This is a genomic window from Sphingomonas melonis (assembly GCF_013409985.1).
Classification (GTDB): Bacteria; Pseudomonadota; Alphaproteobacteria; order Sphingomonadales; family Sphingomonadaceae; genus Sphingomonas; species Sphingomonas melonis_A.
This window is the reverse complement of sequence record NZ_JACCBY010000009.1, coordinates 52,702-76,730: the sequence shown is the minus strand read 5'-3', so window position 1 is coordinate 76,730 and position 24,029 is coordinate 52,702. Positions and strand designations below refer to the sequence as shown.

Below are 24,029 nucleotides of genomic sequence, written 5' to 3'. Positions count from 1 at the left end.
GGCTCAGCCCCGCTCGACCAGCCCGCGCACCAGATCGAGGTCGGCGGGCTTGTCGACGTCAACCGCCGCCAGCCCGTGCCGCGCCGCCACCGCCGCCGCGCGCACGCCGACGACCGCGCCGAGCCGCGCCAGCGCCGCGTCGAGTGTCAGTCGCCCGGCGAGGTAGCGCAGCAGCGTCCCCGGCCCCAGCCGCCGCACGATCCGCCACGGCCGCTTGCGATCCTGCTCGACCGACATCCACAGGTCGACCGCCGCCTCCGCCGCGGGCGTGCGCAGCAGGAACAGATTGCATCCCGACCAGCCGCCATCGGCGAAGCGCAGATAGGTGCGCCGCGTCGGCGGCGCGTCGCGCTCGATTACGTCGCGCCGCGCGAGCAGCGCCGCGACATCGGCCCCGGCGGGCGCATCGGCGAGGAAGTCGGTGATCCATTCCGGCCGCAGCAGCGCATGATCCGCGGTGGTCACCAGCAACGGTGCGCCGAGCGCCTGCATCCCGTGCAACGTGCTGAGGCTCGGGCCCGCCGCGGCATCGATCACCTCGGCGCCGAGTCGCAGCGCCTCGGCGCGCACCGCCGGCGCATTGGCCGACACGGCGATCCGCGCCATCCCCGCCGCGCGCAGGGCGGTGACCACGCGTTCGAGCATCGTCACGCCGCCGATGCGGATCAGCGCCTTGTCCGCGACGCCGGCATGGTCGGCGAGCGGATCGACGCCGCCGCGCGACCCGGCGAGCACCAGCGCATGGACGGTCATGACGCGCGCGTCTGCCACACCCGCCACATCACGCCCGGCGCCGCGAGGATCGGATGCCGCTCGCGCCAGCGCGTCAGCGGCAGGTCGACGCCGGTGTGCCGTTGCAGCTTCCACAAGCCGTAGCGGCCCGCGCCCTCGAAGGTGAAGGCCGCCTTCACCAGCCGCGCCACGTTGAGCCACTTGCCCAGCCGCTGGCGCAGCCACCACGCCGCCAGCGTCGCGCGCATGTCGCGCTCGGCGACCATAGGCGCATAGTCGTCGCCGCGCCGCTGATGGCCGATCCCCGCCCCCTGCCACGCCAAGGGCAGCAGCCGGTCGAAGCGATCGGGAACGAAGGCGAGGATCTGCCGCTCGCGCCCCGGCGCCTCGACGCGCAGTTCGGCGGAATAGGTCTGGCGGAACAGCGCCAGCCAGAATGCCGCCGGCTGGCCGTGCTGCGGCCCCAGCACCGCGGCGAACCTTGCAGCGGTCGCCGCGGCATAGGCCACCGCACGCACCACCCGCGTCCGCACCAGCGGATCGACCGCCCAGATCAGCGCCGCCGGCTGCGCGAAGCGCGTCCAGATCGTCGTGTCGACCGTCCGCCCCTCGACGGCGCGGCAGAAGGTATCGAGCGGCATCGCCGCCACCTTGGCGCGGATCACCCGCGCGCCGACGCTGATCTCGTGGAAGCTCACGTCGGGCCACAGCGTCCGCGTCGCCCAGGCGCGCAGGCCCCAGCCCGTCACCTTCGGGGTGAGAACATAGAAGTCGAGCACGCCGTCCAGGTCGCCAGTGCGCAGCACCGATCCGTAGAACAGCACCGCGATTCCCCCCAGCCGCTGCGTCACCTCGCGCGCGGCGGCGGCGATCGGCGCGCTCACCGGGGTGTCGAGTTCGTCGGCGACGAACGACAGCAACGTCTCGCTCACGGCGCGGCGAACCGGATCGGATCTCCCGCCCGGATGGTCAGGTCGCCGCCCGCAAAGAGTTCGCCGTCGAGGATGAAGCCCTCGTCGGCCTGGACGCGGACTTCGGACGGGTCGGTGCGGGCGAAGCCCTTGGCGACCGCCGGACTGCCGGGGGTGCCGGTCAGGATCGGCGACAGCATGCGGAACAGGTGCCGCGGCGGCGCGTCGACGGTCAGCAGCTTCAGCCCCGGCCGTGGCCGTCCGAACGGCTTCAGCCCGACCGGCATCCGCTCCAGCGTCGAGGTCAGCAGCAGGTAGAGCTGCCGCGTCACCGGCGTGCGGCCGTCCTCGGCGACGCGGATCGTCGTGCCGCGCCGCCACGCGTTGTTGGCCCCGCCGAACAGCGTCTGCGCCATGCTCCAGCCGAGCGACAGCGCCACCGCGACGCCGTTGAACGCACCGACGCGATGCGTGCTCTGCGCCAGTTCGGTGGCGCGGACGAAGCCGCCCATGCCAAGCAGGAAGCCGCGCGCCGCCGGCCGCGGATCGTCGCCACGCAGGATCTCGACCGGCGCGCGCGGCACGAACTGCCCGGCCCGCGCCGCCGCGATCGCGTCGCGCACCTCCCAATCGTCGGGGATGCCGAGATCGAGCGCCAGCGCATTGGTCTTGCCCGACGGGATGATCGCCATCGCCGGCAGCGTGTCGAACACGCGCGCCGCCGCGGTCAACACGTCGCGCAACGTGCCGTCGCCGCCGTTGACCACCAGCAGCCCGATATCGCGCGCGGCATAGTCGCGCAGCGTCTCCTCCAGCGCCTCGAACGTGTCGGGCGCCGCATAGGAGACATCCGGCCAGTGATCGAGCCGCATGCCGTGCTTGAGGTTACGATGGCTGCGCCCGTTGGCGATCACCCCGACGCGCAGCGGCACGGATGCGCGCGCCACCGTCGGCGCGACGCGCCGGCCGACCTGCGGCACCGGCGGTGCGGCGGGACGACGAAACAGCGCCGCACCGGCCGACCCCAGCAGGGCCTGCCCAGCACCCCATCGTCCTGCAATCCGTGTCGCCAACTGCGTCCTCCGTCACGTTTCCTTCACCAAACTGTCACAGAGGAAATGGGCAGGATTGCGGCCCCACCAAGAAAAATTCACCTGATCTGTGGGATTTCGCTCGTTCAGTCGGAGAATGGCAAACTCAGACCGGCGCGGTTGGTTTCACCCGTAGCAAGGATTGCGTGGCGAGGCCCAGCAGCAGCGCGACGACCAGCGCGTTGACCAGCACCGCGATCGACACGCCGATCACCTCCAGCGACGGGCTCAGCCAGAAGCTGACGCCGAACAGCGTGAGGATGCCGACGGCGCGCGCGATGAACGTGGCGCCGATGCGGTTCGCGGCGAGCAGCAGCGGCTCGAACCCGACGGTGACGAGGTCGATGCACCCCGCCGCGGCGAGCCACAGCAGGATCGGATAGGCGCGGCCGAACGCCTTGCCGCCCATCAGCGTCAGCACCGGATGGCCGAGCAAGACGACGAGCAGGAAGGCGACCGCACCGACGACGGTGGCCATCAGGAACGAGCGCAGGATCATCCGCCGTACCTTCGCGAGTCCCCCCGCGGCGACCGCGCGCACGATCTCCGGAAAGGCGGCGCGGGCGAGCAATTGCGACACCTTGGTCAGCGCCTGCGCCAGTTGCAGCGCGAGCCGGAACGCGCCCGCCGAGGCGGTGCCGACGGTGCCGCCGACCAGCAGCAGCGGGATCTGCTTGCTCGACAGGCCGAGCGACGAACTGGCGTTGGTGGCGAGCGAGAAGCGGATGATGCCGGGATGGTCGACGACGACGTCGCGCACGCCGACGCCGCGCGCGAACAGCAATTTGAGGTCGCCGGTGCGTGCCAGCGCCGCCCAATAGGCCGCCGCGGTCAGCACCTCGGCCAGCCCCCAGGCGACCAGGAAACCGCTGACCGAAGGAACGAAGATCGCCGCGGTGACCGCGCCGAGCAGCCGCATCACCGGCGTCACGCTATCCGCCGCCGCGGCAAAGGAGAAGCGGTCGCGCAGCCGCAGGATGCCGAGCGGAGTCGAGCGGATCGACAGCAATTGCGCGATCGTGAACAGCATCGTCGCGCGCATATGGACGGGGCGCACGCCGAGCGGCTCGCCCCAGATGCGGATGATGATGGCGGCAAGGATCACGCCGACGACGGCGCTCGCGAGATCGAGCAGCCCGCACGCCTTGAACAGCCGCGCCAGCCGCGTCTCGCCGCCGGGGGCGAGATGTTCGGTGCCGTAGCGGACGATGATCTGCCACGTCTGGAAGCCGACGACAGTGGCGAGCGCCTGGCTCGCGCCGGTGATCAGCGCGAACCGGCCGAACCCCGACACGCCGAGCGTGCGCGTGACAATCGCGAGATAGACGAGGCTGAGCACCGCGAGCACGCCGCGGCTCGCCAGCATCCAGCCGAGATTGCGCGCGATCGCGCGCATCGGCCCGCCGGGGAACATCCCCGCCTCGATGCCCGCCTCGATCCCTGCGTCGGGCCTGTCGGGATTCACGCCAGCCAGCTGACGATCCTCCGCCCGCGCGCCCTGGCCGCCATCGCCTGCCCCAGCCGGACGAGGTGCACGACCAGCGACAGCATCGTCCACACCGCCACCGCGACGATCCCCCAATCCGGCCGCCCGACCAGCAGCCCGGCGAACAGGATCACCATATTCGGGTTGCGCCGCGCGGTGACGAGCCGGAAGCGGCTGTCGAACCGCTCCCACACGTGGATGTGCATGCCGAACTTGGCGATGAACGCGCCCTCGATCAGCCGTTGCGCGACATAGCCGAACAGCATCGCCGCGATCACCGCGACGAACGTGTCATGGTCGAGCGGCCGGCCATAAGCGGCGCACCCCGTCGCCCACGCCCACCACCAGAAGGGCGGATGGACGAGGTCGACACCATGATCCCAGGCATTGCCCAGCGCCGACGAGGTGATCGTGCAGCGCGCCAGTTTCCCGTCGACCGTGTCGAGCACCATGAAGACGAGGCCGATCGCGAGCCCGCTCCAGAACCAGCCGTACCAGAAGGCCACCGTCGCGATGATGCACAGCACCGATCCGATCGCGGTCACCTGATTGGGCGAGATGCCGGCGCGGGCACAGAGCCGGGTCAGCCACAGCGCCCATTCGGGCCAGAGATATTTGGTGAGGAGGTCGGTCACGCCCTTGTAGGCGCCGGTATAGCTCGCGCGTTCGATCGCGGGGACGCTGGCCGGGGTCAGCCGGTCGGCGAACGGCCGCTCGCGCTTGCGCAAGGCCTCGTTGAAGATGCCGTTCTCGTCCTCCGCCTCGATCACCGCGAGGCCATCGGCGGCGACCGGCCGGTCCGCCAGCATCGCCGCGCGGACGCGGTCGGCGTCCGCGATGGTGACGACATGCGCCAGCACCGGCACGCCCTCGCGGGTCAGCACCGTTCCGGGCCGGCTCAGCAGGTGCGGCAGCCACGACGGATCGAAGGCAAAGGCCAGGTTGACGAGCAGCGCGCTGCCGCCGCCCGCCTCGCCCACCGGCAGCTTGCGCGCGACGGCTATCCGCCGCAGCCGTTCGGCATTGCTCATGCCCCAGATCGGCGTGGGATTGTCGCCGACGGGAACGACGGTCGGCGGGGTCGAGGGATTGGCAACCATATCCGCCGGATAGCGCCACCCGCGCGATCGGGATAGCCGTTGGTGGCGGCGGTCAGGTGCGGGGGACTGCGGGTGTGGCGTTTTGGTTCGCGCGAAGCCACGAAGGAGGTTGGTGTGCGCAGAGGCGCAGATAAGGACAAGTCACGCGGAGACCGGCACCCCGCGGCACGGAGGACCTTTACAACTCCGGCGACCAAGCATGTTGGTCGGCAAGCCCTCATCCCACCAGATCCGTCACCCCGGACTTGTTCCGGGGTCCAGCCTGCGGCGAGGAGAAAGGCCGGAGAGGAAACAGCACGCCCGCGCCCCGGTGCACCCGGAACGAGTCCGGGGTGACGGATCTGGTGGGGATATCGATCGATCGCAGCGGTAGGCCGGGCGGGACTGCGATGGCGGATCATCCTTGCGATCCTGCTTGCGGCGGCTCGAGCCGTCGATACGCGCCGCTCGCTCTTCGGCGCGACTTTCTTCGACCCTTCTGACAAAATCAGCGTTTTGGCGGCGTACATTCCCCCGCCCCGCTGCGCTCCCTACATAGGGGGCGATGGATCTTCCCCAGCCGCTCGCCCAATGGTTCGCCACCCGCGGCTGGCGGCCGCGCCTCCACCAGCTCGACATGCTGCGCGAAGGGCGTGCCGGCCGCCATGCGCTGCTCGTCGCCACCACCGGCGCCGGCAAGACGCTCGCTGGTTTCCTGCCGACGCTCGCCGAACTGATCGAGGCACCGACCGAGGGCCTCCACACGCTCTACGTCTCGCCGCTCAAGGCGCTGGCGGTCGACATCCAGCGCAACCTCGTCACCCCGATCGACGAAATGGGCCTCAGCCTGCGGGTCGAGACGCGCACCGGCGATACGCCCAGCGACCGCAAGGCGCGCCAGCGCGTCCGCCCGCCGCAGATCCTGCTGACCACGCCGGAATCGCTGTCGCTGCTGCTCAGCTATCCCGACAGTTTCACGATGTTCGAGGGTCTCAGGACGATCGTCATCGACGAGGTCCATGCCTTCGCCACCGGCAAGCGCGGCGACCTCCTCTCGCTGTGCATGGCGCGGCTGCAGCGGATCAGCCCCGGCCTGCGCCGCGTCGCGCTGTCCGCGACGGTGGCGGATTCCGACGGCTATCGCGCCTGGCTCGCCCCCGATGGCGACATCGATCAGGTGGCGATGGTGCAGGGGGAAGCGGGCGCCGATCCCAATATCGCCATTCTGCTGCCCGAGGACCGCGTGCCCTGGTCGGGCCATTCGGGCCGGTACGCCGCCGAACAGGTCATGGCCGAGATCGAGCTGCACAAGACCTCGATCATCTTCTGCAACACCCGCAGCCTCGCCGAGCTGATCTTCCAGGACCTGTGGAAGGTCAACACGATGAGCCTGCCGATCGGCGTCCACCACGGCAGCCTCGCGCTGGAGGCGCGGCGCAAGGTGGAAGGCGCGATGGCGTCGGGCCGGCTGCGCGCTTTGGTCGCGACCGCCAGCCTCGACCTCGGCGTCGACTGGGGGGATGTCGATTGCGTCATCCAGATGGGCGCGCCCAAGGGATCGAGCCGGCTGCTCCAGCGGATCGGCCGCGCCAACCACCGGCTGGACGAAGCGTCGGAGGCGATCCTCGTCCCCGGCAACCGCTTCGAATATCTCGAAGCGCGCGCCGCGCTCGACGCGGTCGAGGCGGGCGAGCTCGACCCGGACCTGTTCCGCCCCGGCGCGCTCGACGTGCTCGCGCAGCACGTCATGGCGATGGCCTGCGCCGCGCCGTTCGAACAGGCGGCGCTGCTCGACGAAGTCCGCTCGGCATTGCCCTATTCGGCGCTGACCGACGAGACGTTCGACCGCGTCCTCGGCTTCATTCGCGACGGCGGCTACAGCCTGAAGGCGTACGACCGGTTCAAGCGGCTGACGCAGGAAGCGGACGGGCTGTGGCGCGTCAGCCACCCCAAGTTCGTGACGCAGCACCGGCTCAACGCCGGCATCATCGTCGAGGCGACGATGCTCAACGTCCGCTTCAAGAACGGCCGCAACCTCGGCAAGGTCGAGGAAGGCTTCGCGGCGCAGCTCAGCCCCGGCGACACCTTCTTCTTCGCCGGCCTGAGTTGCGAGGTGCAGAAGATCGATACCGAGGATCTGATCGTCCGCGCCTCGTCCAAGCCGGCGCGCATCCCGACCTATGGCGGCAGCCGCATGCCGCTGTCGACCAACCTCGCCGACCGGGTCCGCGGCTTCCTCGCCGATCCGACGCAATGGGCGCGCTTCCCCAACGACGTGCGTGAATGGTTGGAGTTTCAGGCGAAACGCTCCGCCCTGCCCCGCCCGGGCCAGCTCTTGGTAGAGACCTTCCCGCGCGAGGGGCGCAACCACATGGTCGCCTATAGTTTCGAAGGCTGGAACGCGCACCAGTCGCTCGGCATGCTGATCACGCGGCGCATGGAGGCGGAGGGGCTGAAGCCGCTCGGCTTCGTGGCCAACGATTATGCGCTCGCGGTCTACGGGATCGAGAAGATCACCGATCCCGCCGCGCTGTTCAGCCCCGACATCCTCGAACACGAATTCGTCGACTGGGTGCAGCAATCGCATCTGCTCAAGCGCGCCTTCCGCGAGGTGGCGGTGATCGGCGGGCTGGTCGAGCGTCAGCATCCCGGCAAGCGCAAGACCGGGCGGCAGGTCACCTTCTCGACCGACCTGATCTACGACGTGCTGCGCAAATACGAGCCGACGCATCTGCTGTTGCAGGCGGCCTGGGACGACGCCCGCGCGCGCATGACCGATGTCGGACGCCTCGCCGGCCTGCTCGATCGCGCCGCGGAGACGATGCTCCACGTCGATCTGGAGCGGGTCACGCCGCTCGCCGTGCCGGTGCTGACGCTGATCGGCCGCGAGAAGGTGGCGACCGGCTCGGCCGACGATCATCTGCTGATCGAGGCCGAGGCGCTGGCCGCCGAGGCGATGCAGATCGACTGACCAAATCCTCCCCCGCCAGGGGGAGGGGGACCGTTCGGCACCAGCCGAATGGTGGAGGGGGAGGACAGCGCGGAAGCATCGTCGTTGAGCTCCCACCCTGTCCTCCCCCTCCGTCACCGCTTCGCGGTGCCACCTCCCCCTTGCGGGGGAGGAATGGCCTACACCGTCACCTGCTCGCCGAGTTCGAGCACCTTGCCCGGCGGGATCTTCAGGAATTCGGTCGGGTCGGCGGCGTTGCGCTGCATGAACATGAAGATGCGGTCCTGCCACATCGGCATGCCGACATCCGCCTCGGGCTTCAGCGTGTTGCGGCCGATGAAGAAGCTGGTCTTCATCGCATCCAGACTGCGCATCTCGGTCTTGCCGCCGACGCCGAGGTCGGCCGGCACGTCCGGCGATTCCATGAAGCCGTAGGTCAGCACGACGATCTCAAAATTGTCGTCGAGCCGTTCGCTGGTCCGGCGGTGTGCGGCGTCGACCACCGGCCGATCGGTGGTGCGGATGCTGACCACCAGATTGCGCTCGTGCAGCACCTTGTTGTGCTTGAGATTGTGGAGCAGCGCGCCCGGCGCCGAATGCGGGTTGGCGGTGAGGAACACCGCGGTGCCCGGCACCCGCTCGGGCGGCCGCTTGGCGAGCGCGGCGGCGAGGTCGGCGAGCGGGATGCTCTGCCGCGCCTCGAACGCGCGGACGATGCCCTTGCCGCGCACCCAGGTGTAGATCAGCAGGCCGATCGCCGCGGCGATGACCAGCGGCACCCAGCCGCCCTCGATCACGCGCAGGATGTTCGCGCCGAAGAAGATCAGGTCGAGGCACAGGAACGGCAGGATCGCCGCCAGCGCCCAGCCGCGCCGCCAGTGCCAGACGTGCCGCGCGACGAGATAGCCGAGCAACGTCGTCACCACCATCGTGCCGGTCACCGCGATGCCATAGGCCGCGGCCATCGCCGACGAGGTCTTGAACTGGATGATCAGCACCAGCACGCCGACCAGCAGCAGCCAGTTGATCGTCGGCAGATAGATCTGGCCGACGAAATCGGCCGAGGTCTGGCGCAGCTTCATCCGCGGCAGCAGGCCGAGCTGCACCGCCTGCTGGGTCAGCGAGAAGGCACCGGTGATCACCGCCTGGCTGGCGATGACGGTGGCGAAGCCGGCCAGCACGATCAGCGGCCCGCGCACCGATTCGGGCGCCATTAGGAAGAACCAGTCCTGGTTCTGGAAGCGCATGCCCGCCGCCTGCGCCGCCTCGAGATGCGACAGCGCGAACGCGCCCTGGCCGAGGTAATTGAGCATCAGCGCCGGAAAGACGAGGAACAGCCAGGCGATGCGGATCGGCTTCTTGCCGAAATGGCCCATGTCGGCGGTCAGCGCCTCGGCGCCGGTGACGGTCAGGAACACCGCGCCGAGCACGAACAGCCCGACCGTGCCGTGCGTCGCGAGGAAGCGGATGCCATATTGCGGCAGCAGCACGCGGAAGATCGAGGGTTCGTCGGCGATATGCCAGATGCCGAGGCCGCCGATGGTCAGGAACCACAGGATGCACACCGGCCCGAACAGCCGGGCGACGATCGCGGTGCCGCGCCGCTGGATCAGGAACAGCGCGACGAGGATGACGATCGTCAGCGCGCGGATCGTGCCTTCGTCGAAGAATTCGGCGGCGCTCGGAATGGTCCGCAGCCCCTCCATCGCCGACAGCACCGACAGCGACGGGGTGATGATCGCATCGCCGTAGAACAGCGCCGCGCCCGCCGCGCCGAGCACCAGCGCGACGCGGCTGCGCATGCCGAGCGACCGCCGCGCCAGCGCCGCCAGCGCGAGCACGCCGCCCTCGCCATGGTTGTCGGCGCGCATCAGGAACAGCACATATTTGATCGTGACGATCAGCGTCAGCGTCCACAGCGCGAGGCTGAGCACGCCGAGGATCTCGCTGGCGTCGATGCCGTCGGCGGCGGACTGCTGCAACGCCTCGCGGAATGCGTAGAGCGGACTGGTGCCGATGTCGCCGAACACCACGCCAATCGCGCCGATGGTCAGGGCGATCAGCGCGGGGTGGGACTGACGATGGGAAGCGGGTGCTTCGACGGCGAGCGACATGCGCGCGACTACCCCTGACAAAAGCCTTCCGGCGGAAGGACGGCGCGCTTTACGCCGATTGGCCGCCCACGCAAGCGGATTTCCACGGCGCCGCGCAAGCTCTTGATCGTCGGGTTCTTTGCGGGCAAGGCGAAGCGATGGTTCCCTTTTCGTTCGGTGGTCACGCGCTCTACGCCTTGCCTGAGGGGGCATTGCTGTGGCCGGCGCGGCGTGCGTTGCTGGTCGCCGACCTGCATTTCGAGAAGGCGAGCTGGTATGCCGCGCGCGGCCAGATGCTGCCGCCCTATGACTCGCTGGCGACGCTCGCCGATCTGGCGCGGCTGGTGCAGGCGACCGGCGCGGAGGAACTGTGGTGCCTCGGCGACAGCTTCCACGACAGCGACGGCTGCGAGCGGCTGCCGCAGGAGGCGCAGATCCGGCTGCGCGCGCTGACCGACGGACTGCGCTGGACGTGGATCACCGGCAACCACGACCCCGATATCAAGGACCGCTGCGGCGGCGAGACGGCGGACGAGGCGGCGGTCGCCGGCCTGATCCTGCGCCACGAGGCCGATCCGCACGAGACCCGGCCCGAATTGTCGGGGCATTTCCACCCCAAGCTGCGCATCCATGTCCGCGGCAAGCAGGTGGCGCGGCGCTGCTTCGTCGCGACGGAGCGCAAGATCGTGCTGCCCGCCTTCGGCGCGCTGACGGGGGGACTCGACGTCGACCATCCCGCGTTGACCAAGGCGGTCGGCCGCGGCGCCGAGGCGCTGGTGCCGGTGGAACGACGGTTGCTTCGCTTCCCGATCGCGGCGTGACCGCATTCCGGCCCGCAAGGGCAGGACTATCGCATATGGCTGCGATGGAGAGGTTCGATCGGTTTCCTTTTCTTACCCGTCACCCCGGACTCGTTCCGGGGTCCACCTCGCCGCAAGGGAACGGTGCCGGATCTAGCCTTTCTCCTCGCCGCGGAGTGGACCCCGGAACGAGTCCGGGGTGACGGAGTGGGGTTGGAAGGCGGCCCGCGTTAAATGCGATAGCCCTGCACCGGAGGGGGAGGATTTCGGCGTTACCGGTACAGCGTCGGGAAGCCGGCCTTGAATGCCGCGACCTTGGGCTTGTCCCAATGGACGATATACGGGTGGGTCGGGTTCCGGTCGTAAAAATTCTGGTGATAGGCCTCGGCCGGGTAGAAACCGCCCTGCTCCACCCTGGTGACGATCGGCGCGGGGAAGCTCTTCGTCGCTGCCAGCTGCGCGATATAGGCGCGCGCCACCGCCGCCTGGCGCGCGTCCTGCGGGAACACCGCGGAGCGATAGCTCGGGCCGCTGTCCGGCCCCTGCCGGTTGAGCTGTGTCGGATCGTGCGCGATCGAGAAATAGACGCGCAGCAGCGTCGCATAGCTGACCACGCGCGGATCGTAGACCAGCCTGACCGCCTCGGCATGGCCGGTCCGTTCGGTCGAGACCTGATCGTAGGTGGCGGTGCGCGCCGTGCCGCCGGCATAGCCCGCGGTCACCGACCGCACGCCCTTCACATGCTCGAACACCGCCTCCATGCCCCAGAAGCAGCCACCGGCGAACACCGCCGTCTGCGCCCCAGCCGCGGCGGGCACGTCGACCCTGGCGGCGGGGATCGGTACGGCGCGCTCGGCCTCGGCAAAGCCGGTGGAGGCGAGGACGGCGGCGGCAGCGCCCGCGATCGGCAACAGGATTTTCAGCATGGTACCCAGATGGGGTAGCGATCGCCGCTCACCAAGGGCAGCCGCGGGAATGGCTTACTGCGCCTGCACGATCGGCGAGGCGGCGGGAAGCGGCTGCACCGGCTGCGCGCTCGCCGGATGCAAGGTGACGACGCCGACCGCACCGATGGCGAAGCCGCCGACGAATTGCCAGAAGAAGCCGCTCTTGATCACCTTGCTCATGACGCATGCCTTTGTTGTCGGACGAGCAGGTCATGGACGCTGCCCCATTGCAGACGCCGAGATCGTCTCTCTGCGTCCCGTTCGCAATATCATTTATAGAAACGCTGCATTAACGCCGCGTGGCCGCGGCGTTCATCGTCCAGCAGGGTGCGGCCGATGCGGCCCCGCCCGGTGGCTCAGCGCAGGTCGGCGCACGCCTGCTGGATGCGCTCGCACGCCTTGCGCAGCAGCTCGTCCGAGGTCGCATAGCTGATCCGCATCGCCGGCGAGAGGCCGAACGCCGCGCCCTGCACCGCCGCCACCTTGGCATCGTCGAGCAGATAGCCGACGAAATCCTCGTCGCTCTCGATCTTGCGGCCGTTCGGCGTCGTCTTGCCGATCAGCTCGGCGAAGGACGGGTAGACGTAGAAGGCGCCTTCCGGCGTCGGGCAGGTCATGCCGGGAATCGCGTTGAGCATGCCGACCACGAGATCGCGCCGGCCCTGGAAGGCGCGGCTGCGCTCTTTCAGGAAATCCTGCGGGCCGGTCAGCGCCGCGACCGCCGCCGCCTGCGCGATCGAACAGGGGTTGCTGGTCGATTGCGACTGGAGCTTGGCGATCGCCTTGATCAGCCACGGCGCGCCCGCGGCGAAACCGATCCGCCAGCCGGTCATCGCATAGGCCTTGGAACAGCCGTTCACCGTCAGCGTGCGCTTGTACAGGTCGGGGCAGACCTCGGCGATCGTCGCGAAGCGGAAATCGTCATAGACGATATGCTCGTACATATCGTCGGCGAAGATCCAGACGTGCGGATGGCGCGCCAGCACCGCGCCGAGCGCCTTCAGCTCATCCACCGAATAGGCGGCGCCGGTCGGGTTGGACGGCGAGTTGAGGATCACCCACTTGGTCCGCTCGGTGATCGCCGCTTCGAGCGCTTCGGGCGACAGCTTGTAATCCTGCTCCGGTCCGGCGACCGCGAACACCGGCGTGCCGCCGGCGAACTGGACGACATCGGGATAGCTCACCCAATAAGGCGCCGGGATCACCACCTCGTCGCCGGAATTCACCGTGGCGACGATCGCGTTGAACAGCGTATGCTTGCCGCCGACGTTCACCGTCACCTGATCGGTCGTGTAGGTCAGGTTGTTGTCGCGCGCGAACTTGGCGACGATCGCCTGCTTCAGCTCGATCGTGCCGTCGACATTGGTATATTTGGTCTTGCCGTCGCGGATCGCCTGGATCGCCGCCTCCTTGACGAAGTCGGGCGTGTCGAAGTCGGGCTCGCCCGCGCCGAGGCCGATCACGTCGACGCCCGCGCGCTTCAGCTCCAGCACGCGGCTGGTGATGGCGAGCGTCGGAGACGGGCTGATGCGGCCGAGGGCGGCGGAGGGCTTCATGAATCGGGCCTCGATGGCGGAAAGGACGCCGCGCCTATAGCGACAGCACCGGCTCTTTCGCAATCGCAACAACCGCCGGGATCAGCCCGCGCAGCGCGTTTCCGACAAAAAATGGCGTGTCGAGGGCGTCGCGCGACAGATAACCCTCGCTCGCCCGGCCCGTATCGATCAATTCGGCGCGCAACACACCGGGCAGCAGGCCGAGGTCGCGCGACGGCGTCACCAGGCGGCCGTCGCGCGCCGGCACGAACAGCGACGTGAAGCTGCCTTCGGTCAACAGGCCATCGGGCCGCACGAACACGACCTCGTCCGTCCCCGCCGCACGCCGCGCCGCATCGTAGAAGCCGCGATCGCTGGTCTTGTGGCGCAGGCGGAAGTCGCTGGCCGCGACGGGCAGCGGCACCACCGCGACGCGCAGCGGGCGATCATAGGCCGTTGGCGCGGGGGCGATCTCGATCGCGATCGCCCCGCCCTGCGCGAGCAGCAGCCGTATCCGCGCCGCCTTGCGCAGGCGGAAGGTCGCCGCCTGCAATTCGTTGCGCACGACATGCCGGTCGAAGCGGAAGCCAAGCGCCGCCGCGCTCGCGGTCAAGCGCGCGAGATGGCGTTCGAGCAATATCACGCCGTCCTCGGGATCGAAGGCCATCGTCTCGATCAGGTCGAGCGCCGGCTGGCCGGCGGTCACGAACGCGCCCTTGGCGCGCACCTCCGCCCATTCCTCGTCGGCGCGACTGTCGGCGACGATGCCCGAGCCCAGCCCCAGTTCGGCGACCGCAGCGCCATCGGCCAGCGCGAGCGTGCGGATCGCGACGTTGAACGCCGCATCGCCATCGGCGTCGATCCGGCCGATCGACCCCGTATAGATGCCGCGCGGCGCCTCCTCGACCGTCGCGATCACCTCCATGCTGCGCTGCTTGGGCGCGCCGGTGATCGAGCCGCAGGGGAACAGCGCCGCGAGTACGTCGACCGCATCCCTGCCCTCGCCAAGCCGCGCGGTGACGGTGGAGGTCATCTGATGCACGGTCGGGTAGCTTTCGACCGTGAACAGGTCGGGCACCGCGACGCTGCCCGGCGCCGCGACGCGCGACAGGTCGTTGCGCATCAGGTCGACGATCATCAGGTTTTCCGCCCGCTGCTTGGCATCGCCGCGCAGCGTGGCGATGCGCGTCGCATCCTCCTCCGGCGTGTCGCCGCGCGTCGCGGTCCCCTTCATCGGCCGACAGGTCAGCGTCGCGCCGTCGAGCGCGAAGAACAATTCGGGCGACAGCGACAGCAGATGCCGCTCCCCCGTCGCGACGAGCGCGCCATATCCGGCCGCCGCGCTCCGCCGCAGCCCGGCGTAGAGCGCGAGCGGATCGCCCACGACCGGCACATCGGCCCGCAGCGTGAAATTCGCCTGATAGATGTCGCCCGCCCGGATCAGCGCCAGCACCTCGGCCAGCGCCGCATCATAGCGATCGCGTGCGATCCGCGGCCGCGGCGCCGCGGCCCGGGCGCCCGCCGGATCGGGCAGCAGCGCGGCGACGCCAGCCCCGTCGAGCAGGCGGTAATCGGGGAACAGCCCGAACCACAATAGCGGCCCGTCGCCGTCGCGCGCCGGCAGCGCGCGCGGCATCAGCGCCGCGCCCGCCTCATAGGTCAGATAGCCCGCCGCGTGCAGCCCGCGCCCGCGTGCCGCGCGCAGCCGCTCCAGCGCCGGCAGCACCTCCGTCGCGCGGTCGGCGCGGACGATCTCGACCGGGTCGCGGTAGAGCCGCGCGCTGCCGCCGTCACGGGCATCGTCGAGCAACACGAAAGGTGCATTCAGCATCCTGTCACAAATGCACGGCGCGATGCGGTGGGCGCAAGCGGCGATTGCCCGCATCCGCTCAGACGCTTATCTCGCGGCCATGACCGATACGCCGCGCCCCGCCACGCCCCTGAAGGCCGTCATCGTCCAGGTGACGCCGTTCCAGCAGAACTGCACGCTGATCTGGTGCACCGAGACGATGAAGGCGGCGATCGTCGATCCCGGCGGCGACCTGCCGCGGATCAAGGCGGCGGTTGCGCAGGCCGGCGTCACCGTCGAGAAGATCCTGCTGACCCACGGCCATATCGATCACGCCGGCGAGGCCAAGCCGCTCGCCGACGATCTCGGCGTGCCGATCGAGGGACCGCACGAGGCGGATCGCTTCTGGATCGCGCGGCTCGACGACGATGGACGCAATTACGGCATGACCGGCGTCACCTTCGAACCGGACCGCTGGCTGGTCGAGGGCGATACGGTGACGGTCGGCAATCTGGTGCTCGACGTCTATGAAACGCCCGGCCACACGCTAGGCCATGTCATCTTCCACCATGCGCCCTCGAAGTTCGCGCAGGTCGGCGACGTGCTGTTCCAGGGGTCGGTCGGCCGCTCCGACATGCCCGGCGGCAACCACAAGCAGTTGATCGAGACGATCGTCACCAAGCTGTGGCCGCTCGGCGACGACACCGCCTTCATCCCCGGCCACGGCAATCCCAGCACCTTCGCGCACGAGCGGGCCAACAACATGTTCGTCAGCGACCGTGCGCTGGCGGAATAGCGCGGCTGGTCGTTGCGGCTGCGCAACCGGTAAATTGTTGATACGGCGCGTTTCTGCCGGACACATATGTTAGGTGCCTCGTTGGCGGCGTGGGATTTCCCCACGAGAGGATGAGCCGCATGGCCGTTAAGTTTGCCGGAACGATGAACGCGATCAATCGCGGGCTCGACGAGACCAAGCCCAACAAGGGCGCCGACATGGTCGAGGATTGGGAAGCCGCGCTGGCCGATCTGGATGTGCCCGGCGCCAAGGGCATCCTCCGCGATCTCGGCTCGCTGCGCAAGCAGCTCGAAAAGGACACGCCGGACGCCGACCGCATCCATGCGCTGCTGCATCGGCTCGGCGCGGCGACGACCAAGATCGCCGACAAGGCGGACAAGTCGCAGGACAAGCTCAAGGCGCTCGGCGAGGCGCTGACCGAAGCGGGTGAAGACCAGCCCGACGAGGAAGAAGACACCGCCGCCGCCGCCGCACCGAAGCGCGCGCGCAAGAAGGCCTGACGATCGAGGGCGGGGATCAACGGGTTCCCGCCCCCATATCCCGCGCCGAGGTCGAAGCGCGGTCAGATCAAGCCGATCAGTCCGGCACGCCTTCATGGCGATAGCGGTGCAAGGACGTGAGCAGCCCCTTGGCGAGTTCCTCCAGCGTCACCGCCGCGATCCGCTCCTCGGAGGACGCCGCCGAGCGTAGCACGTCCGCCATCGCCAGCTGCGCCTGGGTGATCCGGTCGATCGCCTGCAGGCTGTGCATATGCTGGCGCAACGTCTCGGCATTGGCCGCGAGGTCGTAGGCGAGATCGGCGAGCACACCGGTCAGGCCGGTCAGTTCGTCGGCCAGTGCATGCGCCAGCGCCGGCTCGACGCCGCGGGTCGTCGCTGATGCAGGGTCGGTAAGATCGATCATTTGGAACACAATCTGATGACGCTGCGCGACAATTGGTCGAGCGGCACGGGTTGCGAGGCCATCCGGCGGGTCATGACGAAGCCATCGGCGCGTTGCTCGGCCGGCGCGATGCAATAGCCGCCGCCGGCCTGGAGCGCCCGCACACCGGCGTCGCCATCCTCGCCGTCGGCGCCGAGCAGCAGCCCGACCGCCTCGGCGCCGGCCGCCTTGGCGACCGACGCGAACAGGATCGAGATCGACGGCCGCTCGCCCGCAACGGGGTCGCGCGGCAGCATGCGGAGCTTGCCGTTGGGCCAGCCGTCGACGACGACATGATGATCGCCCGGCGGCGCGAGATAGATCGTCCCCTGTTCGATCGCCATGCCGTCTTCGGCCAGCACGATCTTCGGCGCGATCTCGGCCGCCATCTTGTCGATCATCGTCCCGGCGAGGCCGGCCCCGAGGTGCTGGACGACGACGGTCGGCGGACAATTGGCCGAGAAGCTGCCGAACAGGTCGAACAAGGCCTGCGTCGCCGCCGCCTCGCCGCCGATCGCGAGCAGGCGGCCGTTCCAGTCGATCGGCGGCGCCGCGACCGCCTTGGCGGCCGAACTGCTCTTCACCATCGCGCCCTTGGCGGCCTTGATGCGCTTGCCGAGCTTGGCGAGGATCTTGTCGAACTCCGCCGCCACCGCGACCTTGGGCTTGGGAAAGCAGTCGATCGCGCCGAGCCGCAGCGCCTCGATCGAGGCTTCCGCCCCGGCCTCGGTGCGCGTCGAGAACATGATCACCGGCATCGGCCGGTCTTCCATCAGCTCGGCGAGATATTCGATGCCGCTCATCCCGGGCATCTCGACGTCGAGCGTCATCACGTCGGGGTGGAATTGCTGGCGCATCGCGCGCGCCTCTTCCGCCCCGTCCGCTGATCCGACGACGACCACTCCGGGAATGCGCTCCAGCGCGCCCGACAGCAGCGCGCGCATGGTGAGCGAATCATCGACGACGAGAACTTTGACCGCAGCGGCCATGGCCAGACTTCCTTGAACGAAAAAATGGAGACGAAAGAAGCAGGAACGTCCGCGACCCGGGCAGCTTTACCGAAATGCGATGAATCGTGCGTTTACGCCGCGTCGGGCAAAGCGAGCGTGCTGTCGATCAGCCGCTCCAGCGCGAGCACCAGGATCAGGCGCTGGTCGATCGTCGCCAGCCCTTCGAGGAACTGCGCGGCGGGCGTCTCGCCGATATCGGGCAGCGGCTGCATGCCGTCGTCGGGCACGGTGACGATGTCGTTGACCGCATCGACGATCAAGCCCTGTAACTGTTCGCCGATCCGCACGACGATGATGACGTGACGCGCCGACGGGTCGGTCATCCCCCAGCCGAGCCGGTGGCTGAGGTCGAGCACCGGCAGCACGATGCCGCGCAGGTTGACGACGCCACGGACGTGCGGCGGCACGTTGGGCAGCGGGGTGGCCGGCGACCAGGCGCGGATCTCGCGGATCGCCATGATATCGACGCCGAGGATCTGCTCGCCGATCTGGAAGGTAATGAGCTGGCGGGACATGCAAAAGTCTCCTGAAAGGACGGTCAGTGCAGCACGCGGCGGATCGCCGCAGCAAGCTTCTCCGGGTGGAAAGGCTTGACGATCCAACCAGTTGCGCCGGCCGAACGGGCGCGCTGCTTTTTCTCGTCGGAGCTTTCGGTCGTCAAGACCAGGATCGGCAGATTGCGATGCCGGTCCTGTTCGCGCACCTTTTCGATCAGGCCGAAGCCGTCGAGCCGGGGCATGTTGATGTCGGTGATCAGCAGGTCGGGCTCGACGCCGTCCAGCCGTTCGAGCGCCTGCACGCCGTCTTCCGCCTCGAGGACCTGATAGCCCAGGTCGGTGAGCGCCGCTCTCAACAGCATCCGCATGCTTGGTGAATCGTCGACGGTCATGATGGTACTGGACACGGAAATTCCTTCACTGGGATTGGGGGAGCGCATTAGAAGAACTCGACGTCGCCGACCGCGGCGACCGGGACGGGGACGGGAGCGACGCGCAATTGTTCGACCGGGCGGATGCTGGCGACGCGGCAGCGCGCGAGGCCCAGCGTCGGGCGGAATTCGACGCGGCGGGCGCCGTAGCCGCCGACATCCTCACCGACCAGGGCGATCCGCTCGTCGCGCAGGAAGCGGCGCGCGAACAGGGCGTTGGTCGCGCCGATGTCGCGGAAGCCGTCACGGAGCGACGCCCCGCCGTAGATCCGCGCCTTCAAATTGGTGCGCGTCGCGCCCATCGCCAGCATCGCGTTGATCAGCACCTCCATCGCATAGACGCCGTAGCGTTGCAGCGACGAGACATCGACGTCGCCGCTGCCGGGTTCGGCCAGCAGGAAGTGGTTGAGGCCGCCGACCTTGGCGACCGGATCGAACAGGCAGGCCGAGATGCAGCTGCCCAGCACGGTGGTCAGCACCGCCTCGGGATCGTCGGAGACCTTGGTCTCGCCCTGCATGATCGTGATCCGTCTGAGGCCATCGGCCGTCCGCACCGCGGTCTTCATGCCCGGCACTCGGTCAGCAGCCGCCCGGCGATCCGCGACAGCGGCAGCTGCACCGTCACCGCGCCGATCTGCATCGCGGCGGCGGGCATGCCGTAGACGACGCAGCTGTCCTGATCCTGGCCGATCGTCATCGCGCCGGCCTCCTTCATCTTCTTCAGGCCCTGCGCCCCGTCGGCGCCCATGCCGGTGAGGATCGCGCCGACCGCCGATCCGCCCGCCCAGCGCGCCGCCGACAGGAACAGGCGGTCGACCGAGGGCCGGTGGCCGCTCATCTTCTCGTCGGCGACCAGCCGGCAGCGGCGCAGCGTGCCGCCGGTCACCTCGAGATGGTGCGAGCCGCCCGGCGCGACATAGACCTGCCCCGGCTCCAGCGGCGCGCCCGACCGCGCCACGCTGACGTGCGGCGCCGACAGCCGGTCGAGCCGCGCGGCGAAGGTCGGCACGTAGGATTCGGGCATATGCTGGACGATCACCGTCGGCGGGCAATTGACCGGGAAGCCCGACAGCAGCTCGATCAGCGTCTCGACGCCCCCGGTCGACGATCCGATCGCGATCATCGCATCGGGGCGCGGCTGGTAATCGGCGGCGGGTTTCGCCGCCGGCGTGACGAAGCGCGGACGCCGACGGCTCTTCGCCGCGGTGCGGACCAGTTCGGCAAGATCGTCGCCCAGCCCTTCGCCGAACGCCGTCTTGGGCTTCTCGTAGCAGTCGAACGCGCCCAGTTCGAGCGCGCGGATCGTCGCCTCGGCGCCACGGCCGGTCAGGGTCGACAGCATGACCACCGGCATCGGCCGCAACCGCATGATCTTCTCGAGGAATTCGATGCCGTTCATGTCCGGCATCTCGATGTCGAGCGTGATCACGTCGGGGTTGAGCGCCTTGATCATCTCGCGCGCGGTGTGCGGCCCGTCGGCGGTGCCGATCACCTCGATATCGTCGTAGCGCGACAGGCTGTGCGACACCATCGCGCGCATCGTCGGCGAATCGTCGACGATGAGGACACGGGTCGGTGCGGTCTTCGGGTGCGAGGCGATCATGACCTTACCTTCTGAAACGTGGTCCGTCCGACACAGGTGAACTGCGATGCCACCGACGCGGCGAGCCGCTCCGAATGACCGATGTAGAGGTAGCCGCCGGGGACGAGCTGCGCGGCGAGCCGCGACTGCAACCGCTCCTTCGTCGTCTCGTCGAAATAGATCATGACGTTGCGGCAGAAGATCGCGTCGAATATGCCCTTCATCGGCCAGGCTTCGAGCAGGTTGAGCTTGCGGAAGGCGACGCGCTCGCGGATCAGGGCATTCACCTCCGCCTGATCGCCGGTGCGCGTCATCCAGATCGACCGCAGCGACTGCGGGATGCTCGCCGCCGTCTCCAGCGAATAGCGCCCGGCGCGGGCCGTCTCCAGGATCTCGGTCGACAGGTCGGTGCCGAGGATGCGCAGATCGGTGCGCGCCAGCCGCTGGCCGTTGCCGCGTTCGGTGCCGAACATCGCCATCAGCAGCGAATAGGGCTCCTCCCCGCTCGAACAGGCCGCCGACCAGATCCGCACCTTGCCGCGCGTCGCCAGCCGCTGGTCGAGCGCCGGCCAGGCATGTTCCATGAAGTGATCGAAATGATGCGCCTCACGGAAGAAGCTGGTGTGGTTGGTGGTCAGCGCATCGAGCGCGCGGGTACGCTCGACATCGTCGTCGCTGATCAGGTCGATGTAATCGGAAAAGCAGGTCAGCCCACGGGCCCGCACCCGCGGCGCCAGCCGGCCATATACCAGCTGCATCTTGCCCGGCGGCAGCAGGATGCCCGCCGCGTCGTAGACGAAGGAGCTGATCGCGGCATGGTCGGCAGGCTCGAAACGGAATTCGGTCGGACGGTTGGCCGTCAGTGTCACCGCGTTCATGCAGCGAGCCCCAGCGGTGCCGCGGCGACGCGGTCACGGCGCCAGCGCGAGATCAGCGCATCGACGTCGAGGATCAGCGCGACGCGGCCGTCGCCCAGGATCGTGGCGCCGGCGAGGCCGGGGATCGCGGTATAATTCGCCTCGAGGCTCTTCACGACGACCTGGCGCTGGTCCTGGATCGAATCGACCATCAGGATCGCCTGGCCGACGTCGGACTCGACGACGATCAGCACCGCCTGCGACGGATCGGTCTGCGCGCCATCGATGCCGAGCTGCTCGGCGACGCGATGGACCGGCACGTAGGAGCCCCGGACATCGAGCAGCGACGCGCTCGGGCCGAGCACCTTCACGCCGTCCTGATCGGGACGCAGGCTCTCGACGATATGGCCGAGCGGGATGACGAACGTCTGGTCGCCGACGGTGACGATCATGCCGTCGAGCACCGCCAGCGTCAGCGGCAGCGACAGCGCGAAGCTCGACCCCGAGCCGAGATGCGAGGTGATGCCGATACGGCCGCCGAGCGCCTGGACGTTCTTGCGCACCACGTCCATGCCGACGCCGCGGCCCGAGATGTTCGATACCGTCGCCGCGGTGGAGAAACCGGGCGCGAAGATCAGATTGTCCGTCTCCTCGTCGCTGAGCAGCGCATCCGCTGCGATGATGCCGCGCTCGACCGCCTTGGCGCGGACGCGCTTGCGATCGATGCCACGGCCGTCGTCGGCGACGGTGATGACGATGCGCCCGGAGTGATGCGCCGCCGACAGCGTCACGACGCCCTCTTCGGGCTTGCCCGCGGCGAGCCGCTCGGCGGGCGTCTCCAGCCCGTGATCGACCGCGTTGCGGATGAGGTGGGTCAGCGGCTCGCCGATGCGCTCGACGACGGTCTTGTCGACCTCGGTCATCTCGCCGACGATATCGAGGCGCACGCGCTTGCCGGTCTCGACCTCCAGTTCGCGGATGATGCGCGGCACGCGGCTGAACACCGTCTTCATCGGCTGCGCGCGGATCGCCATCGTCGATTCCTGCAACTCGCGGGTGAGATGGTCGAGGTCGGTCAGTTCGGAAATCCCTGCCATGGCATGTTCGGACAGGCGCTGCGCCAGCATCGCCTGGGTGATGACCAGCTCGCCGACCAGGTTGACCAGCCGGTCGAGCTTGTCGAGATCGACGCGGATGGTCTGCGCGGGCGGCGCGACCGCGGCGCGCGGTGCGGCCGGTTCGGGCGGCAGCAGCGGCACGACCGGCGCGGGTTCGGGAGCGGCGGCCGGCGCGGCGGCGGCCGGCGGCGGCACCGGCGCGTCCAGCTCGGCATCGAGCGTCGGCAGCGGCAGGTCGAACGGCAGATCGTCATTGTCCGCGGCCGCGGGGCTGCCGCCGATCCGCTCGACGCGCAGCTCGCACTCGCCCATGAACTCGAAGATGGCGCGGATATCGTCTTCCGCCACCGCGCCCGGCACGATCGCGGTCCAGCCGAGGTAGCAGCGCTCGGGATGAAGCTGGTTGAGCGGCGGCAAGGCCGACAGGTCGGCGGCGAGCACCTTGCCGTCGAGCATCGTCAGCTCGCGCAGCAGCAGCAGCGGATCGCCGCCATTCTCCAGCGCGTCGGCGCCGGGGATGAAGGTCACCTGCCAGTCGCCATCGGCGCCGATCGGCGCGGGCGCCTCGCACATCGCGAACAGGTCGTCGAAATCGTCGACGGCGAACGCCACCGGCGCGAAATCCATGTCGGACTCCGCCTCGGCAGCGGCGGCGGGCGCCGCCGGCGCCGGCGCCGGGGCCGGCGCGGGTGCGGCCGCGGCGGCATCGGGCGAGGCAGCGGCGACCAGCCGCGCGAGCATCGCGCCGTCGGCCGGCGGCTCGCCGCCGTCGCGCGCCGCGGCGACATGGTCGGCGAGCATGTCGAACGCGCCGACGATCGTGCCGAGCAGGTCGGGATTGAGCGTCAGCGTGCCGTTGCGCACCAGGTCGAGCAGCGTCTCATATTCATGCGCATAGGCCTGCAACCGCTCATGGCCGAACGCCCCCGCGCCGCCCTTGATCGAATGGACCGCGCGGAAGATCGTGTTGATCGTCTCGGTATCATATTCGCCCTGGCGGACGCTGCCGAAGCTCGCCTCCATCGTGGCGAGGCCTTCGTCGCATTCCTGAAAGAAGATCTGCTGGATCTCGTCGAGGTTCATCATCAATCCTTTCAGGCGTCCAGATCGCGATCGTCGTCGCCCGACAGGGCGAGCGCCTCGTCGAGCCCGGCGAGGCCGATCATCCGCGCCAGCGCCTCGCTGGGCTTCTCCAGTCGGAATTCGACATCCTGCTCGACCGCGGTGGCACGCGCGCTCGCCAGCACCTGGAGGCAGGCGAGCCCCGCGCGCGTCACTTCGCTGCCGTCCAGATGGACCGGCTCGCCGCGATCGATACGGTCGAGCAGCGCGATGCGCAGCGGGCTGGCCGCGGACGTATCGAGCGTCTCGGGAAGCAGGGAAGTGGCGGGCGAGGACATGCGG

23 protein-coding genes are annotated in these 24,029 nt (G+C 69.1%); 4 read left to right on the top strand and 19 right to left on the bottom strand.

The window, feature by feature from the left end:
• Positions 1-3 precede the first annotated feature (3 nt).
• The 5 genes from HD841_RS19370 to HD841_RS19350 all read right to left on the bottom strand — a co-directional run bounded on the left by HD841_RS19370 (position 4) and on the right by HD841_RS19350 (position 5,320).
• On the bottom strand, positions 4-771 hold the full coding sequence (locus HD841_RS19370) for a nucleotidyltransferase family protein (RefSeq protein ID WP_373563077.1): 768 nt from the start codon (positions 769-771) through the stop codon (positions 4-6).
• Complete coding sequence (locus HD841_RS19365; protein WP_373563076.1) at positions 750-1,664, bottom strand: hypothetical protein; 915 nt, start codon at positions 1,662-1,664, stop codon at positions 750-752. Before HD841_RS19365 ends, HD841_RS19370 begins: the two co-directional genes overlap by 22 nt.
• The gene (locus HD841_RS19360) at positions 1,661-2,716 is read right to left on the bottom strand and encodes a diacylglycerol/lipid kinase family protein (RefSeq protein WP_179510538.1); all 1,056 of its coding nucleotides are present in this window, start codon (positions 2,714-2,716) and stop codon (positions 1,661-1,663) included. The genes HD841_RS19365 and HD841_RS19360 overlap by 4 nt, the downstream gene beginning before the upstream one ends.
• 124 nt (positions 2,717-2,840) lie before the next feature.
• Positions 2,841-4,199, bottom strand: coding sequence for a lipopolysaccharide biosynthesis protein (locus HD841_RS19355; RefSeq protein ID WP_373563075.1), 1,359 nt, complete (start codon positions 4,197-4,199; stop codon positions 2,841-2,843).
• Positions 4,196-5,320, bottom strand: coding sequence for a CDP-alcohol phosphatidyltransferase family protein (locus HD841_RS19350; RefSeq protein WP_179510537.1), 1,125 nt, complete (start codon positions 5,318-5,320; stop codon positions 4,196-4,198). The genes HD841_RS19355 and HD841_RS19350 overlap by 4 nt, the downstream gene beginning before the upstream one ends.
• Before the next feature lie 544 nt (positions 5,321-5,864).
• Between HD841_RS19350 and HD841_RS19345 the strand changes: the two genes are divergently transcribed.
• Positions 5,865-8,270 carry a ligase-associated DNA damage response DEXH box helicase gene (locus HD841_RS19345; protein ID WP_179510536.1) on the top strand — a complete coding sequence of 802 codons (2,406 nt, stop codon included), beginning with the start codon at positions 5,865-5,867 and terminating at the stop codon, positions 8,268-8,270.
• 158 nt (positions 8,271-8,428) lie between these two features.
• Here the strand turns inward: HD841_RS19345 and HD841_RS19340 are convergent, their stop codons facing one another.
• Positions 8,429-10,363: a potassium transporter Kup gene (locus HD841_RS19340; RefSeq protein ID WP_179510535.1), complete on the bottom strand. Its 1,935-nt coding sequence runs from the start codon at positions 10,361-10,363 to the stop codon at positions 8,429-8,431.
• A 137-nt stretch (positions 10,364-10,500) separates the two neighbouring features.
• Between HD841_RS19340 and pdeM the strand changes: the two genes are divergently transcribed.
• Positions 10,501-11,163 (top strand): ligase-associated DNA damage response endonuclease PdeM, encoded by a 663-nt coding sequence (gene pdeM / locus HD841_RS19335; RefSeq protein ID WP_179510534.1) that lies wholly within the window; start codon positions 10,501-10,503, stop codon positions 11,161-11,163.
• 251 nt (positions 11,164-11,414) lie between these two features.
• On the opposite strand, the gene msrA is transcribed toward pdeM, so the two are convergent.
• The 4 genes from msrA to pabB all read right to left on the bottom strand — a co-directional run bounded on the left by msrA (position 11,415) and on the right by pabB (position 15,455).
• Entirely contained in the window at positions 11,415-12,068 is a 654-nt protein-coding gene (gene msrA / locus HD841_RS19330; protein WP_179510533.1) for a peptide-methionine (S)-S-oxide reductase MsrA, read from the bottom strand.
• 54 nt (positions 12,069-12,122) lie between these two features.
• Entirely contained in the window at positions 12,123-12,269 is a 147-nt protein-coding gene (locus HD841_RS19325) for a hypothetical protein (RefSeq protein ID WP_179510532.1), read from the bottom strand.
• Between the two features lie 176 nt (positions 12,270-12,445).
• Positions 12,446-13,645 (bottom strand): pyridoxal phosphate-dependent aminotransferase, encoded by a 1,200-nt coding sequence (locus tag HD841_RS19320; RefSeq protein ID WP_179510531.1) that lies wholly within the window; start codon positions 13,643-13,645, stop codon positions 12,446-12,448.
• Between the two features lie 34 nt (positions 13,646-13,679).
• Positions 13,680-15,455: an aminodeoxychorismate synthase component I gene (gene pabB / locus HD841_RS19315; protein ID WP_179510530.1), complete on the bottom strand. Its 1,776-nt coding sequence runs from the start codon at positions 15,453-15,455 to the stop codon at positions 13,680-13,682.
• 79 nt (positions 15,456-15,534) lie between these two features.
• On the opposite strand from pabB, the gene HD841_RS19310 reads away from it, so the two are divergent.
• Both HD841_RS19310 and HD841_RS19305 read left to right on the top strand, forming a co-directional pair.
• Entirely contained in the window at positions 15,535-16,209 is a 675-nt protein-coding gene (locus HD841_RS19310; protein ID WP_306455808.1) for an MBL fold metallo-hydrolase, read from the top strand.
• Between the two features lie 119 nt (positions 16,210-16,328).
• Positions 16,329-16,709: a hypothetical protein gene (locus HD841_RS19305; protein ID WP_257015826.1), complete on the top strand. Its 381-nt coding sequence runs from the start codon at positions 16,329-16,331 to the stop codon at positions 16,707-16,709.
• A gap of 76 nt (positions 16,710-16,785) precedes the next feature.
• Here HD841_RS19305 and HD841_RS19300 read toward each other — a convergent pair whose 3' ends face one another.
• From HD841_RS19300 to HD841_RS19260, 9 genes are all read right to left on the bottom strand, one after another.
• A complete protein-coding gene (locus HD841_RS19300) occupies positions 16,786-17,112 on the bottom strand; it encodes a hypothetical protein (RefSeq protein WP_179510529.1) in 327 nt (108 codons plus the stop codon).
• Positions 17,109-18,119: a chemotaxis protein CheB gene (locus HD841_RS19295; RefSeq protein WP_179510528.1), complete on the bottom strand. Its 1,011-nt coding sequence runs from the start codon at positions 18,117-18,119 to the stop codon at positions 17,109-17,111. Before HD841_RS19295 ends, HD841_RS19300 begins: the two co-directional genes overlap by 4 nt.
• Before the next feature lie 92 nt (positions 18,120-18,211).
• On the bottom strand, positions 18,212-18,655 hold the full coding sequence (locus HD841_RS19290) for a chemotaxis protein CheW (protein ID WP_179510527.1): 444 nt from the start codon (positions 18,653-18,655) through the stop codon (positions 18,212-18,214).
• 23 nt (positions 18,656-18,678) lie between these two features.
• The gene (locus tag HD841_RS19285) at positions 18,679-19,044 is read right to left on the bottom strand and encodes a response regulator (RefSeq protein WP_179510602.1); all 366 of its coding nucleotides are present in this window, start codon (positions 19,042-19,044) and stop codon (positions 18,679-18,681) included.
• 32 nt (positions 19,045-19,076) lie between these two features.
• Positions 19,077-19,634 (bottom strand): chemotaxis protein CheD, encoded by a 558-nt coding sequence (locus tag HD841_RS19280; RefSeq protein ID WP_179510526.1) that lies wholly within the window; start codon positions 19,632-19,634, stop codon positions 19,077-19,079.
• Positions 19,631-20,671: a protein-glutamate methylesterase/protein-glutamine glutaminase gene (locus HD841_RS19275; protein ID WP_179510525.1), complete on the bottom strand. Its 1,041-nt coding sequence runs from the start codon at positions 20,669-20,671 to the stop codon at positions 19,631-19,633. Before HD841_RS19275 ends, HD841_RS19280 begins: the two co-directional genes overlap by 4 nt.
• The gene (locus tag HD841_RS19270; protein ID WP_179510524.1) at positions 20,668-21,528 is read right to left on the bottom strand and encodes a CheR family methyltransferase; all 861 of its coding nucleotides are present in this window, start codon (positions 21,526-21,528) and stop codon (positions 20,668-20,670) included. The genes HD841_RS19275 and HD841_RS19270 overlap by 4 nt, the downstream gene beginning before the upstream one ends.
• The gene (locus tag HD841_RS19265) at positions 21,525-23,708 is read right to left on the bottom strand and encodes a chemotaxis protein CheA (protein ID WP_179510523.1); all 2,184 of its coding nucleotides are present in this window, start codon (positions 23,706-23,708) and stop codon (positions 21,525-21,527) included. Before HD841_RS19265 ends, HD841_RS19270 begins: the two co-directional genes overlap by 4 nt.
• 11 nt (positions 23,709-23,719) lie before the next feature.
• The gene (locus HD841_RS19260; protein ID WP_179510522.1) at positions 23,720-24,025 is read right to left on the bottom strand and encodes an STAS domain-containing protein; all 306 of its coding nucleotides are present in this window, start codon (positions 24,023-24,025) and stop codon (positions 23,720-23,722) included.
• Positions 24,026-24,029: the final 4 nt, after the last annotated feature.

What these genes read in the sequence shown, in the direction of transcription:
- HD841_RS19350 (WP_179510537.1), bottom strand. Translation starts at nt 5,320, where the DNA reads ATGGTTGCCAATCCCTCGACCCCGCCGACCGTCGTTCCCGTCGGCGAC.
- HD841_RS19345 (WP_179510536.1), top strand. Translation starts at nt 5,865, where the DNA reads ATGGATCTTCCCCAGCCGCTCGCCCAATGGTTCGCCACCCGCGGCTGG.
- HD841_RS19340 (WP_179510535.1), bottom strand. Translation starts at nt 10,363, where the DNA reads ATGTCGCTCGCCGTCGAAGCACCCGCTTCCCATCGTCAGTCCCACCCC.
- pdeM (WP_179510534.1), top strand. Translation starts at nt 10,501, where the DNA reads ATGGTTCCCTTTTCGTTCGGTGGTCACGCGCTCTACGCCTTGCCTGAG.
- msrA (WP_179510533.1), bottom strand. Translation starts at nt 12,068, where the DNA reads ATGCTGAAAATCCTGTTGCCGATCGCGGGCGCTGCCGCCGCCGTCCTC.
- HD841_RS19325 (WP_179510532.1), bottom strand. Translation starts at nt 12,269, where the DNA reads ATGAGCAAGGTGATCAAGAGCGGCTTCTTCTGGCAATTCGTCGGCGGC.
- HD841_RS19320 (WP_179510531.1), bottom strand. Translation starts at nt 13,645, where the DNA reads ATGAAGCCCTCCGCCGCCCTCGGCCGCATCAGCCCGTCTCCGACGCTC.
- pabB (WP_179510530.1), bottom strand. Translation starts at nt 15,455, where the DNA reads ATGCTGAATGCACCTTTCGTGTTGCTCGACGATGCCCGTGACGGCGGC.
- HD841_RS19310 (WP_306455808.1), top strand. Translation starts at nt 15,535, where the DNA reads ATGACCGATACGCCGCGCCCCGCCACGCCCCTGAAGGCCGTCATCGTC.
- HD841_RS19305 (WP_257015826.1), top strand. Translation starts at nt 16,329, where the DNA reads ATGGCCGTTAAGTTTGCCGGAACGATGAACGCGATCAATCGCGGGCTC.
- HD841_RS19300 (WP_179510529.1), bottom strand. Translation starts at nt 17,112, where the DNA reads ATGATCGATCTTACCGACCCTGCATCAGCGACGACCCGCGGCGTCGAG.
- HD841_RS19295 (WP_179510528.1), bottom strand. Translation starts at nt 18,119, where the DNA reads ATGGCCGCTGCGGTCAAAGTTCTCGTCGTCGATGATTCGCTCACCATG.
- HD841_RS19290 (WP_179510527.1), bottom strand. Translation starts at nt 18,655, where the DNA reads ATGTCCCGCCAGCTCATTACCTTCCAGATCGGCGAGCAGATCCTCGGC.
- HD841_RS19280 (WP_179510526.1), bottom strand. Translation starts at nt 19,634, where the DNA reads ATGAAGACCGCGGTGCGGACGGCCGATGGCCTCAGACGGATCACGATC.
- HD841_RS19275 (WP_179510525.1), bottom strand. Translation starts at nt 20,671, where the DNA reads ATGATCGCCTCGCACCCGAAGACCGCACCGACCCGTGTCCTCATCGTC.
- HD841_RS19270 (WP_179510524.1), bottom strand. Translation starts at nt 21,528, where the DNA reads ATGAACGCGGTGACACTGACGGCCAACCGTCCGACCGAATTCCGTTTC.
- HD841_RS19265 (WP_179510523.1), bottom strand. Translation starts at nt 23,708, where the DNA reads ATGAACCTCGACGAGATCCAGCAGATCTTCTTTCAGGAATGCGACGAA.
- HD841_RS19260 (WP_179510522.1), bottom strand. Translation starts at nt 24,025, where the DNA reads ATGTCCTCGCCCGCCACTTCCCTGCTTCCCGAGACGCTCGATACGTCC.